At 65.5% G+C, this 12730-nt stretch carries 14 protein-coding genes and 1 pseudogene; 6 read left to right on the plus strand and 9 right to left on the minus strand.

The window, feature by feature from the left end:
* Positions 1-43 precede the first annotated feature (43 nt).
* The 4 genes from AC19YR_RS08530 to AC19YR_RS08545 form a co-directional block, all read right to left on the minus strand.
* A complete protein-coding gene (locus AC19YR_RS08530) occupies positions 44-622 on the minus strand; it encodes a DcrB/PsbP domain-containing protein (RefSeq protein ID WP_095110722.1) in 579 nt (192 codons plus the stop codon).
* Between the two features lie 69 nt (positions 623-691).
* Entirely contained in the window at positions 692-1579 is an 888-nt protein-coding gene (yddG, locus tag AC19YR_RS08535; protein ID WP_500597976.1) for an aromatic amino acid exporter YddG, read from the minus strand.
* A gap of 98 nt (positions 1580-1677) precedes the next feature.
* A complete protein-coding gene (locus tag AC19YR_RS08540) occupies positions 1678-2412 on the minus strand; it encodes an AraC family transcriptional regulator (RefSeq protein ID WP_095110720.1) in 735 nt (244 codons plus the stop codon).
* Positions 2413-2519: 107 nt separating this feature from the next.
* The gene (locus AC19YR_RS08545; RefSeq protein ID WP_095110719.1) at positions 2520-2747 is read right to left on the minus strand and encodes a DUF6555 family protein; all 228 of its coding nucleotides are present in this window, start codon (positions 2745-2747) and stop codon (positions 2520-2522) included.
* Between the two features lie 133 nt (positions 2748-2880).
* On the opposite strand from AC19YR_RS08545, the gene selD reads away from it, so the two are divergent.
* A complete protein-coding gene (gene selD, locus AC19YR_RS08550) occupies positions 2881-3915 on the plus strand; it encodes a selenide, water dikinase SelD (RefSeq protein WP_500597979.1) in 1035 nt (344 codons plus the stop codon).
* On the plus strand, positions 3915-5018 hold the full coding sequence (mnmH, locus tag AC19YR_RS08555; RefSeq protein ID WP_500597981.1) for a tRNA 2-selenouridine(34) synthase MnmH: 1104 nt from the start codon (positions 3915-3917) through the stop codon (positions 5016-5018). Before selD ends, mnmH begins: the two co-directional genes overlap by 1 nt.
* 1 nt (position 5019) lies before the next feature.
* Here the strand turns inward: mnmH and AC19YR_RS08560 are convergent, their stop codons facing one another.
* Positions 5020-6072, minus strand: a complete 1053-nt coding sequence (locus AC19YR_RS08560; protein WP_500597983.1) for a permease — start codon at positions 6070-6072, stop codon at positions 5020-5022.
* Between the two features lie 92 nt (positions 6073-6164).
* Positions 6165-6839, minus strand: coding sequence for a histidine phosphatase family protein (locus AC19YR_RS08565; RefSeq protein WP_095110715.1), 675 nt, complete (start codon positions 6837-6839; stop codon positions 6165-6167).
* Positions 6840-7144: 305 nt separating this feature from the next.
* On the opposite strand from AC19YR_RS08565, the gene AC19YR_RS08570 reads away from it, so the two are divergent.
* The 3 genes from AC19YR_RS08570 to hemB all read left to right on the plus strand — a co-directional run bounded on the left by AC19YR_RS08570 (position 7145) and on the right by hemB (position 9534).
* Positions 7145-7501 (plus strand): hypothetical protein, encoded by a 357-nt coding sequence (locus AC19YR_RS08570; RefSeq protein WP_095110714.1) that lies wholly within the window; start codon positions 7145-7147, stop codon positions 7499-7501.
* A gap of 81 nt (positions 7502-7582) precedes the next feature.
* Entirely contained in the window at positions 7583-8287 is a 705-nt protein-coding gene (locus AC19YR_RS08575) for a glutathione binding-like protein (RefSeq protein ID WP_095110713.1), read from the plus strand.
* A gap of 272 nt (positions 8288-8559) precedes the next feature.
* Entirely contained in the window at positions 8560-9534 is a 975-nt protein-coding gene (gene hemB, locus AC19YR_RS08580; RefSeq protein WP_095110712.1) for a porphobilinogen synthase, read from the plus strand.
* 11 nt (positions 9535-9545) lie between these two features.
* Here the strand turns inward: hemB and AC19YR_RS08585 are convergent, their stop codons facing one another.
* Positions 9546-10160, minus strand: a complete 615-nt coding sequence (locus AC19YR_RS08585) for a LysE family translocator (protein ID WP_500597985.1) — start codon at positions 10158-10160, stop codon at positions 9546-9548.
* Between the two features lie 172 nt (positions 10161-10332).
* Here AC19YR_RS08585 and AC19YR_RS08590 point away from each other — a divergent pair, with 172 nt between their 5' ends.
* Positions 10333-11412 (plus strand): DUF1615 domain-containing protein, encoded by a 1080-nt coding sequence (locus tag AC19YR_RS08590; RefSeq protein ID WP_500597987.1) that lies wholly within the window; start codon positions 10333-10335, stop codon positions 11410-11412.
* On the opposite strand, the gene AC19YR_RS08595 is transcribed toward AC19YR_RS08590, so the two are convergent.
* Together AC19YR_RS08595 and AC19YR_RS08600 are read right to left on the minus strand one after the other, a co-directional pair.
* Entirely contained in the window at positions 11409-12206 is a 798-nt protein-coding gene (locus AC19YR_RS08595; RefSeq protein WP_500597989.1) for a DUF4349 domain-containing protein, read from the minus strand. The two genes, AC19YR_RS08590 and AC19YR_RS08595, sit on opposite strands and share 4 nt — an antisense overlap.
* Before the next feature lie 342 nt (positions 12207-12548).
* Positions 12549-12730, minus strand: a pseudogene (locus AC19YR_RS08600) (acetyl-CoA C-acetyltransferase); the annotation flags it as partial.

The raw sequence follows: 12730 nt of genomic DNA on the forward strand, positions 1-12730 counted from the left end.
TGCGTGGGTGCCAGCAGGTACAGGCTGGCGCCCTGGGCCGCAGTTATTTAACGGCTGTGATCCACTTGACCAGTTCGCGGTGCTTGGCCAAGGCGTCCTCGCGGGAAATTACCTGAACCACCAGGGTGCGGTTGCCCGATCCCGCCAGCAGGGTGGTGCTTAGGGTCTTGCCGCCGCCCTGGGTGGCGTGGCTGTCGATCTGGCGCACGCCGAGGCCGCCCAGGGTCAGGGTTTTCTGGTCCTGCTGGGTGAAGTCGGGCAGCGCCTTGCGTTGTTGGTCGAGGAAGTTACTGGCGGCGCTGTCGAGAAAGGTTTTGTCGTTGTCCTTGATGGTCACGCCGTCGGTGCGCAGGTTCTCGGCCACCAGCACCACGCTTTGGGTCTGCGGGTTGGCGTACATCGTGCCCGTCGCCCCGGCCGTGCCGCTGGCGGCTTCGCCCGCAGGCAGGGGGCTGGATTCAAAGCCCGGCGGCAGCTTGAGGGTGAACTTGCCCCCTAGTAGTTGGACCTGCTGCGCAGCCGCAATGGGCTGTGTAACGTGAGGCGCGGGGGCCGCGTGCACGCCGAGACTGGCGCTGGCCGCTAATAGCAAAACAATGGCTTTTTTGCCGAGCAAGAACATGAGGGTCTCCGGAAAAGTCGCAAGGGCGGCATCATCCCACGGCTCTTGCGACAGGCTCCAGCCCGATGTTCAAGAGGCCGTGTCGCGCCGTGTTGCGATGACTGCCCCGCTAATAATCAGCAGTGCCGGCACGATCAGAATCGCGCTGGCCTGGCTTTGGCCGACGGCGATCAGCAGCAGGGTGGAGACCAGCGGCGCCAGGTAGGACAAGGCGCCGAGCATCGCCAGGCTGCCGTGCTTGGTGGCGTGGTCCCAGGCGAAAAACGCCAGCCCCACCGGCCCCAAACCGAGGCCCACGATAGCCGCCCACTGGCTCGGGGCCGGTTGCACGGTGGTTTCCCAGGCCAAGTGACACGCCAACCCCGCCACGGCCACCAGGCCGCAGATCGCGCCGATGAAACTGCTGGGCACCGTGCTGAAACGCCGGTTGATAACCGAATAGCTCGACCACACCAAGGCGCAGCCCAGGGCTGCCGCGTAGCCGGCAATGGGTGCGGCCCCGGCGGCGTCATGGCTGCGCAGTTGCATGATGAACGCGGTGCCCGCCAGGCCCAGCAGCGCCCCCAGCAATTGCCGGGGCTTGAGCCGCTCGCCGCTGCTCAGCGCCGCCAGCAGCACGATCAGCAGGGGCCAGAGGTAGGCGATCAGGCTGGCTTCGGCGGCGGGGGCCGCTTTCAGGGCGAAAAAATACAGCGCATGGTAGGCGAAAATCCCTACGAACCCGGTTACCCACACGGCCCATGGCTGGCGCCATGCCCGAAACCCCGCGCGCCCGCGCCAGCCCAGCACGCCCAGGCTGGCGACGAACGCCACGGCAAAGCTTGAGGCCAGCAACTGGAAGGGCGGGATGCCGGCGGTCAGGGTGGTCAGCAGGGCCAGGCACGACCAGAGGAACACCGCGATCACGCCAATGGCGGTGGCGCTATGCGGATTGGGCGGGGTGTGCCGTGCGGTCATGGTGCGTGCCTGAAGGTCGGAAGTTGCCGGGCAGCATAGCGCCCGGACCTGGGGCGATCTTGCGCCAGGCTGCACGCGGTTTGTTCAGGGCTGCCGGATCAGCCCCTGCGCAGTGCGCCGGGGGTCAGTTGGCGGTTTTTTTTCAGGGCGTGGGTCAGGGCGCTTTGGTCGGCGTAACCGACCTGCTGGGCGATATCGCTGATGCTCACGCGGGTGTCGCGCAGCAGGTCTGCCGCGCGGTCCAGGCGCAACCGGGTGAGGTAGGTGAACGGCGTGCAGCCCAGGTGCTCGCGCAGCAAGAGGTACAACTTGCGCTCACTGGTGCCGCAAGCGTGGGCGATACACCGCGCCGTGAGGTCGCGGGCCAGGTGCCGGGCCATGAATTCCTGCACGCGGGCCAATAGCTGGGCGTCTGGGCTGGGCGGCTTGGCCGGGGTGTGGGTCAGGGAGGCCAGCAGCAAGGTGCTCCAGGACGCCGCCAGCGCGGGCGAGGCGAGCATCAGCGGCGCGCTGCGGCTGGCGTAATCCAGCAAATGGCGGATATCCGGCGCCACGGCGAAGAAGCGCTGTTCGCTCAACGGCCCGGCCACGGTTTGGGCCAGGGGCACGTCCAGCACCAGGAAGCTGTTGTTGCTTTGGGCCATGAAGGCGTGGCGCGCACCGGCGGGAATCACCACGCCCTGGCGCCAGTCGACCTGGCCGGCGCGGCCGTCGAGTTCGATCTGCATCGCGCCCGATTGGGGCAGTACGATTTGGTGGAAGTGGTGGTCATGCAACTCGACCTGGCCCGAATAGGAGCGCAAGGCAAGGGAAACTGTGGGGGTGTTGTGCATTGCCGCACTCCTGGGGCCGATGCTGGCCATCATGCCCCAAGACCGCCGGCGAGTGTGCGTAGGTAGCAGGCGGGCTCGCCCACTTGCTACCTACGCACTGTGGCGGGTCAGCTGGATAGGCGCCACGTAACGTCTTCGATGCCGTACTGGCGGGCCAGCGGCGGGGTGGTTTTCTTGACTTTTTCCAGGCCGAAGCGGCCGATCCTGCCCACGCCCGCATCGCAACTGGCCCAGTGCCAGGCCTCCGCGTCGTTCATTTTGTCCTGGCGGATGATGAATGACTTGGGTTGTCCGTGCAGGCGGTACTCAATGACGAAAAGTTTTGCGTTGTTCATGCCCGTGTAATCCTCCCTGTTGTTTAACGACTGATCCCCGCGGCGCTGGAAAATTCACTTTGATTGCACCTCGCCCGGGGGCGGGTGGCGCTTCTGCTAGAATCGCGGCCCTCCACTTGCAGAGGTATACCCCATGTCCGAGCCCATCCGCCTGACCCAGTACAGCCACGGCGCAGGCTGTGGCTGCAAGATATCGCCCCAGGTGCTGGAGGTGATCCTGGCCGGCAGTGGCGCGCAGAACCTGGACCCAAAATTGTGGGTGGGCAACAGCTCGCGCGACGACGCGGCGGTGTACGCCATCGATGACGAGCGCGGCGTCGTTTCCACCACTGACTTTTTCATGCCGATTGTCGATGATCCCTTCGATTTCGGGCGCATCGCCGCCACCAACGCCATCAGTGACATCTACGCCATGGGCGGCGACCCGCTGATGGCCATTGCGATTCTCGGCTGGCCCGTCAACCTGCTGGCCGCGCAAATCGCCCGCGAGGTGATCCGCGGCGGCCGCGCGGTGTGCGACGCCGCCGGCATCCCCCTGGCCGGCGGTCATTCCATCGACGCCCCGGAGCCGATTTTCGGCCTGGCCGTGACCGGCCTGGTGCACAAGCGCCACATGAAACGCAACGACACCGCTACTGAAGGTTGCCTGCTGTACCTGACCAAGCCCCTGGGCATCGGCGTGCTGACCACGGCAGAGAAAAAGGGCAAGTTGCGCGCCGCCGATGTGGGCCTGGCCCGCGACTGGATGTGCACCCTCAACACCCCTGGCAGCCGTTTCGGCAAGCTCGACGGGGTGACGGCCATGACCGATGTCACCGGTTTCGGCCTGCTCGGCCATTTGGTGGAGATGGCCGACGGCAGCGGCCTCACGGCGCGCATCGAGTACGACCGCGTGCCGCGCCTGCCGGGGGTGGAGTACTACCTGGAGCAGGGCTGCGTGCCCGGTGGCACCTTGCGCAACTTCGACAGTTACGCCGCCAGGCTCGGGCGCCTGCAAGAGCTGCACAAGCGTGTGCTGTGCGACCCGCAAACCAGCGGTGGCCTGCTGGTGGCCGTGAGCCCCGAGGGCAACGCCGCATTCCTCGCCGTCGTCGCCGAACTGGGCCTGGACCTGGCCCCCATCGGTGAACTGGTGGCCCGACAGAGCCACGCGGTCGAGGTGTATTGATGACTATCGATATCACCGACTACCGCGACATCTTCCTCCACGACCGGCCGCTGATGGACACCCGCGCGCCGGTGGAATTCACCAAGGGCGCCTTCCCTGGCGTGGTCAACCTGCCGCTGATGACCGACGCCGAACGCCAGCGCGTCGGCACCTGCTACAAGCAGCAGGGCCAGCAGGCAGCCATCGTGCTGGGCCATGAGTTGGTGTGCGGCGCGGTCAAGGCCGCGCGCATCCAGGCCTGGGCCGATTTCGCCCGGGCTCACCCCCAGGGCTACCTGTATTGCTTTCGCGGTGGGCTGCGCTCGCAGATCGTCCAGCAATGGCTCAAGGACGAGGCGGGCATCGACTACCCACGGGTGGGCGGCGGCTACAAAGCCATGCGCACCTTCCTGCTCAATACCCTGGAACAAGCTGTCGGCCAGTGCGACTGGGTGCTGCTGGGGGGCATGACCGGCACCGGCAAGACCGACGTGCTCAGCCAGCTGCGCAATGGCCTGGACCTGGAAGGCCACGCCAACCATCGCGGCTCCAGCTTCGGCAAACGGGCCACGGGCCAGCCGTCCAACATCGATTTTGAAAACCGCTTGGCGGTGGACGTGCTGAAAAAGCGCGACGCCGGCATCGCCAGTTTCGTCGTCGAGGACGAGAGCCGCATGGTCGGCAGTTGCGCCTTGCCCCTGGCGTTGTACCAGGCGATGCAGCGCTTGCCGATGGTTTGGCTCGAAGACAGCGTGGCCGGGCGCGTGGAGCGGATCCTGCGCGACTATGTGGTGGACCTGTGCGCCGAGTTCGTCACCTGCTTCGGCGCCGAGGGTTCTGCCCTGTTCGCCCAACGCCTGCGCGACAGCCTCAACAACATCCGCAAACGCCTGGGGGGCGAGCGGCACCAGCGTTTGCTGGCGCTGCTGGACGCGGCCTTGGAGCAACAGGCGCGCAGTGGTGCGGTGGACCTGCACCGAGCCTGGATCGAGGGGTTGCTCAAGGAATATTACGACCCGATGTACGCCTTTCAGCGGGCCAGCAAAGGCGAGCGCATCGAGTTCGCCGGCGACCAGGCGAGCGTGCTCGAATACCTGCGCGAGCGCGCCCGCCAGCGCGGTTAGGTCACAGCAGCGCGGCGCCGATCAAACCGCAGACCACACCCATGGCCATGGTCAGCAGCGTCACGGTGACCAGCACGCGGCGGTCGAAGTCTTTGCGCAGCATCAGCAGCGACGGCAGGCTGATGCTGGGCAGGGTCATCAGCAACGCCACTGCCGGGCCGGTGCCCATGCCCAGGGCCATCATGGTCTGCACGATGGGGATTTCGGCGGCGGTGGGGATCACGAACAGCGTCCCGACAATCGCCAGCGGCACCAGCCACAGCAGGCTGTCGGCCATGGCCCCATCGACATGGGGGAACAGCCATACCCGTGCCGCGCCCAACAGCAACACGGCGAGGATGTACACCGGGATGGTGCTCCAGAACAGGTGCCACAGGGTCCGCCCCCAGCGCAGCAGGAACGGCTGGGTCGGCGCCGTGGTGGCTGTGGCTACCGCCTCGAACGCGGCCTGCGGCAGTTGCTCGGGGCGCGACATGCGTTGGGCGATCAGCGCCACCCCCAGCACCAGCACGATGCCCGCCACCAGGCGCAGCGCGGTAAAGCCCCAGCCCAGGACGAAGCCCATGAACACCAGGGTGGCCGGGTTGAGCACCGGGTTGGCGATCCAGAACGCCAGGGCCGCGCCCACCGAGACCTGCTGGCGGCGCATGCCGGCCGCCACCGGCGCGGCGCAGCAACTGCACATCATGCCGGGCAGGGCGAACAGGCCGCCGCGCAGGGTGGAAGCCAGGCCGGCGCGGCCGAACAGGCGCAGCAGCCAGTCCCGCGGGATCAGCACTTGCAGCAGCGAACCGAGAATCACCGCCAGCACCGCGGCTTTCCAGATCGCCAGGAAATACACCTGGGCGTAGCTCAGCGCGGCCGCCAGGGGCGCGGTCTGGGCATCGTTGAGGATCGAGGCACCGATGCTGTGGCTATCGGCGGCGGCGAAGGCTTTGAAGTAGTAGGGCGACCACTTGACGTAGTAGAGGCCGATACAGGCCACCAGGACGAACAGCGCGGGTTTGCACCAGAACGACCAGCCCCGGCGAGGGGCTGCGAGGGAGTTGGGCATGCAGGGAGTTCCGGACAATCAGGGGGAGGCGGCGATGATACCCCAGCGTCCCGGCTCAAGGGCCGTGATTGCGTGCCGGGCATCGCCTGGTTTCAGGTCGGACAGTTCTCTTCGCCGTTGTCCAGGCCTTGCTTGTAGCTGTGGCTGAGCAGGGTGGCCTTGCCGTTGTGCCAGGTCAGGGTCAGCACGTAGAGGGAGTCGAAGTCGTTGGATTTCCAGTCTTCGGTGATCGGCGCTTTTTGCCCCACCGCTTTTTCGGCCACCTTGTTGATGAGTTCCGGCAGGTAACCGTGGGACCACGCGGTGTAGATGATCGAATCGTGATACTTGGGGTCGAGCAACTCGTGGGCCAGGTCGCTGGTGTCGTTGGCCGAATACTCGATGTTCACCGGCAGGCCAAGCTTGATGGCGCTGGGGCTGATGGTCATCAGGGGGCGAATGTAGCTGTAGGAGTTGTCGAATTCGCCTTCCTCAACGTTGCGCGTGGGGTTGGCGGCGAACACGTAATTGGCCTTGCCGAATTTTTCCGGGAGCAGGGTGGCCAGGTCGATGGCCCGGTTCAGGCCCTGGCAGTTGAGCTGGCCGAGGCCGCCCTGGGGTTTTTCGGCGTGGCGCAAGAACACCAGGGTCTGCGTGCCATTGGCTTGTTGGGCCCGGCTTTCCAGGGGTTCGAAGGTGAAAAACAGCGCCCCGGCCACCAACAGCGCGGGCAGGATCAGGTAAGTGCGGGGCTTGAGGGAGCGGGCGAAACGCAAAGGGCTTTTCATGGATTCATCGTTCTTCGGCGCATTCGGTTAAGGCTGACAAACCTGTCCACAACGAGCCGGGGGCCGCGCGCGTTTTCCCTGTCATTGGGTGGTTCCATCCACCGATGCGTCACCCTCAGATTCCCTTTACGGGTTTTGGTTCGATATCTGACGCGCGAAGGCACTTTATCTTCGCCTCTATCGGACGTTGATGAACTTTAACCACAGGATGTTTCGGATGCGTGACGGCCAGGGCGGAACCCATGGCCAGGGCGTCGGTCGGATCATTCGCCAACCCCTGGCGCCCTCTACAAGGAAGTCCTTCGATGCTGTCACGCACCCTGACCCTGTCCCTTGCCGCCTTGACCCTGGCCGGTTGTGCCATGGGGCCGACCTACCGCGGCGCCAGCGTGACCGACGCGGTGCTGCGCGCCGATATCTATAAAACCGTGCACATGATGTTCGACGTGCAGGCCTCGTGCCGCCGCGTCGACACCGTCGACACGCGCATCGTGACCCTGGAGAAGGACGCCGCCGGTGGCTTGCAGAAAGTCCACGAGACTTGGAACGTGAGCGGCTGCGCCACCTCGCGCTTGTATGACGTGACGCTGCGGGCCGATGGTGCGGGGGAAACTTTCTTCTCCGTCAGCGCGGCCAAGCCAGGCGTGGTGCCATCATTGTAGGGCTGCGCCTATAATCAGCCCGCCGCGAGGGCCCGCGTCGTCACGTGCAGGCCCCATTCCCATCGCTATCGGAAGCTTTCCATGACCGACCTTGCTGCGTTTCCCATCACCACCAAATGGCCCGCCCAGTTCCCGGACTGGATCCAGCTCTACTCCTTGCCCACGCCCAACGGGGTCAAGGTGTCGATCATGCTTGAAGAAATCGGCCTGCCCTACGAGGCGCACCGGGTCAGTTTCGAGACTGAGGATCAACTGTCTGCCCAGTTTCTGTCCCTGAACCCGAACAACAAAATCCCCGCCATCCTCGACCCCCACGGCCCGGGCGACCAGCCGCTGGCGTTGTTCGAGTCCGGCGCGATCCTGATCTACCTGGCGGACAAAAGCGGCCAACTGCTGGCCCAGGAATCGGCGGCGCGCTACGAGACGATTCAGTGGTTGATGTGGCAAATGGGCGGCGTGGGCCCGATGTTCGGCCAGGTTGGTTTCTTCAATAAGTTCGGCGGCAAGGACTTTGAAGACAAACGCCCGCGCGACCGCTACGTGGACGAAGCCAAGCGCTTGCTGGGCGTGCTGGAAGGGCGGCTCGAGGGGCGCGATTGGATCATGGGCGAGCGCTACACCATCGCCGATATCGCGGTGTTCCCCTGGGTGCGCAACCTGATCGGCTTCTACGAGGCCGGGGACCTGGTGGGTATCCACAACTTCCCCAACGTGCTGCGGGTGCTGGAGCGCTTCGTCGCCCGCCCGGCGGTGGCACGGGGGTTGGACGTCCCCGCTGTCCGTTGACCGCCCGCCAGGCCTCGGATCGCCCTAATTGTTGATCCGCGGCATGCCCGGGTTGCCGCGTCGGCCATAGACTCGCGGTTTGTCCCGGGCCGGGCGCGGCGTTTAAGCTTAAGCCCCCTCCCTGTGGGAGCGAGCCTGCTCGCGATAGCGTCCTTGCAGCCAACATCGATGTTCAATGAAAGACCGCTATCGCGAGCGGGCTCGCTCCCACCGTGCCGGTGTTTTACCTGCCAGGGCCTTGATACCCCTGGCCCCTATTTTTTGGAAACCCCATGACCAGCCAATTTCCCGAAGCCCGTCCCCGTCGCCTGCGTCGCTCGCCGGCATTGCGCAGCCTGTTCCAGGAAACCGAGTTCAGCCTCAACGACCTGGTGCTGCCGATTTTTGTCGAAGAAGAGATCGACGATTTCGTGCCTATCACCAGCATGCCTGGGGTGCGGCGCATTCCTGAGAAGAAACTGGCCAGTGAAATCGAGCGCTATGCCCGTGCCGGGATCAAGTCGGTGATGACGTTTGGCGTGTCCCATCACCTGGACAGCGACGGCAGCGACACCTGGCACGAACGCGGCCTGGTGTCGCGCATGTCGGCCATTTGCAAGGACGCGGTGCCGGAAATGATCGTTATGTCCGATACCTGCTTTTGCGAATACACCCAGCACGGCCATTGCGGCGTGATGCACGGCGCCGAAGTGGACAACGACCAGACCCTGCACAACCTCGGCAAGCAAGCCGTGGCCGCCGCCCGCGCCGGCGCCGACGTGATCGCGCCCTCGGCCGCGATGGACGGCCAGGTCCAGGCCATCCGCCGTGCGCTGGACGCCGCCGGGTTCAGCCACATCCCGATCATGGCCTACTCCACCAAGTTCGCCTCGGCCCTTTACGGCCCGTTCCGCGAAGCCGGCGGCAGCGCCCTCAAGGGCGACCGCAAAAGCTACCAGATGAACCCGATGAACCGCCGCGAAGCCGTGCGCGAGTCGTTGCTCGACGAGCAGGAAGGGGCGGATGCGTTGATGGTCAAACCGGCCGGCGCGTACCTGGACATCATCCGCGACATCCGCGAAGTGTCGAACCTGCCGCTGGCGGCGTACCAGGTCAGCGGCGAGTACGCGATGATTAAATTCGGCGCCCAGGCCGGGGCCATAGACGAGGATCGCGTGGTGCGCGAAACCCTGGGCTCGATCAAACGCGCCGGCGCCGACCTGATCTTCACCTACTTCGCCATGGACCTGGCGCTTAGCGGGATCTGAAACCCCTGTCGCTAGCGCTGGGCGAACGCCAGGTTCACCCCCAGCGCGGCGAAGGATGCGGCAAAGCCACGGCGCAGCCAGTCCTGCACCCGTTGCGACTCGATGACGTGCCTGCGCAGGCTATGGGCCAGCAGCCCATAGAGCAGGAACACGGCGAGCGTCATGGCCATGAATACCGCGCTCAAGCTGAGCATCTGCACCGCAGGCGCCGGGCCGCTGGGGCTGATGAACTGGGGCAGGAATGCCAGGAAGAAGATCGTCAGTTTCGGGTTGAGCACATTCAGCAGGCAGGCCTTGAGGGCAATGTTCCAGGCGCTGCTGGCCTGCGGCGTGTCGCCCAGGGCGAAGGCCGCGCGGTCGCGCCAGGTGGCGTAGGCCAGGTACAGAAGGTAGGCGACACCGGCGAACTTCAGCCCCTGGAACGCCAGCGCACTGGCGTGTAGCAGCGCCGACAGGCCCAGCACCGACGCCAACAGGTGCGGCACGATTCCCGTGGTACACCCCAGCGCCGCGTATACGCTGGCGCGCTTGCCGGCCGCCAGTGCTGTGGAGAGGGTGTAAACGACACCGGTGCCGGGAATCAACACGACAATCAGTGAAGTGATAAAGAAATCCAGGGTCATCATAAGCTGCAGGCTCCAGCGCTGGTGGTACCGTCCATGTGGGGTTTTTGCCCCGGGCCGGCCATTGAATACCAGCGTGGCGGGCATTGCCAGCTTAGCCGTGGAACAGGGTGGCGCTACTGGGGTCGAAGTCCTCGGCGCCAGCCTTGGCCGCCTCCCTGTCGCAGGAGTTCCCATGCAACGCTTACCCCTCACTCTGGCCGCCGCCGCGTTGCTGCTGGCCGGTTGCAGCAGCCAGCGCAGCCAACCGCCGGCGCCGAAACCGGCCGAGGTGCGGGCGCAGATTGTGCGCCTGCTGCCGGCCAGCACGGTCGACCGCCCAGGCTGGGCCACCGACATCTACGCCGCTTTCGCCGCGCTGAACATCAGCCCCGATCAGTCCAACCTATGCGCAGTGCTGGCGGTGACGGAGCAGGAGTCCACCTTCGTGGTCGACCCGCCCGTGCCGGGCCTGGGCAAGATCGCCCGCGCCGAGATCAACCGGCGTGCGGCCAAGGTCCATGTGCCGGCGTTCTTGGTCAGTGCGGCGCTGAAGTTGCCGTCGTCCAACGGTAAATCCTATAGCGATCGCCTGAGTGCCGCGCGCACGGAGAAGCAGCTCAGCGCGATCTTCGATGACTTTATCGGCCGCGTGCCCATGGGCCGCACCCTGTTCGGCAACTTCAACCCGGTGCACACCGGCGGGCCGATGCAGGTCAGCATCGCCTTCGCCCAGGCCCGGGCGCGCAATTACCCCTACGCGGTGCAAGGTTCGATCCGCGAGGAGGTGTTCAGCCGCCGCGGTGGGATGTACTTCGGCATCGACCATTTGCTGGGCTACCCGGCCCACTACAGCCAGCCGCTGTACCGCTTCGCCGACTTCAATGCCGGCTGGTATGCCAGCCGCAATGCGGCGTTCCAGAACGCCGTCAGCCAGGCCACAGGTATCCCCCTGGCCCTGGACGGCGACCTGATTCGCCATGGCTCGCTGCTGCCCGGCAGTACCGAATTGGCGGTGCGCACCCTGGGCAAGTCGTTGGGCATGCGCAACCCGAGCATCCGCAGCCAATTGGAGCAGGGCGACAGCCTGGAATTTGAAGGGAGCGCGTTGTATCGCAAAGTATTTGCCCTGGCCGATCAGGCCAATGGCAAAGCGCTGCCCCGGGAATTGCTCCCGGGGATCGTGCTCAAGAGCCCGAAAATCACCCGCCAACTCACCACGGCCTGGTTCGCCAAGCGCGTGGATGAGCGTTATCAGCGGTGTATGAAGCGTTAAGCGCGACGGCGCACGAATTTGCGCCACAGCCATACCCACAGCAGCAGCGTCGGGAAGGCGAGGATCAGGAACGGCAAGGTATAGCTGGCTTTTTCCACGGCTTGGGCGGTGCCGTCGGCCAGGTTGTCCAGCAGGTTGGCGAAGGCCTCGCGCAGGTTGGAGGCGCGCTGGCTACTGTCGGACGGGGTGAAGCTGAGGGTCACGCGGTTGGTGTCCAGGCGTCGCTGGTGGCCGGCGGCAACTTGGGCCAGGGCCTGCAAGTCGTTTTCGATGCCAGCCTGCTCCTTGCTCAGGGCGATCAGGTCGCTGACGCTGATGTCGCGGCGCTTGGCCAGGTCATCGAGCCGCGCTTGCTGCGCCCGCAAGCGTTCCTGTTGGCGTTGCATGTCGGCCACGGCGTCGGCCAGGTCTTCGGCGCTGGTCACCCGTTGGCCCAGTTCGCCTCCTTCGCCCGCCATCGCCACCAGCGGCTCCACCCCTGTTGGGGCGATGCGCAGGGTGATGTCGGCGCGCTCGGCGCTTTGCTCGATACGCAGGATGTTGCACGCCCCAAAGCGCGCGGTTTCGCAGGCCTGGCGGGTTTCGGCCAGGCGCGGCGCGATCTGCGCCAGGGGCAGGGTGAGGGTCAGTTCGTGTTCATACGCCAGCATTGCGCCAGCCTGGCCCTGCTCACCACGAACCGCCGAGGCGGATGAGAGCGAACGGTCGCTGGGGGAGCAGGCTGCGAGGCTCAGGCTGGCGAGCAGCAACAAAACCAGGGAGTGACGCGAGGCGGGTTTGCCATCCGGTTGCATGGGGGTTCCTTGAGTAGAAGAGGGCACGGCCATTAAAAGGCCGCGCATCTTACTGCCAATTGCCCCTCTGTGTTACTCGCATGGCTGTTGGACCCGCCGTGGTAGCGGGCTCTGCCCGCGATGGCGGTGTGTCAGTCGACATTCATTTACCTGACAGATCGCTATCGCGGGCAGGCCCGCTCCCACAGAGAAGGTTAGGACTGCCACATACATCATTTGGAACCCAATCCTGTGGGAGCGGGCTCAGCCCACGATAGCGGTGGGCCAGCCAACCTAAATGCTGGATGTCTTAGCGCCATCGCGGGCAGGCCTCGCTCCCGCGGGGGCGGGTCGGTGGGGGTTTCAGCCGCGCTCCAGTGCCAGGGCCACGCCTTGGCCGCCGCCGATGCACAGGGTTGCCAGGCCCTTTTTGGCGTCGCGCTTGAGCATTTCGTGCAGCAGGCTCACCAGCACGCGGCAGCCCGAAGCGCCAATCGGGTGGCCCAGCGCAATGGCGCCGCCGTTGACGTTGACCTTGGCCGCGT

The organism is Pseudomonas sp. MF08817 (genome assembly GCF_059862705.1).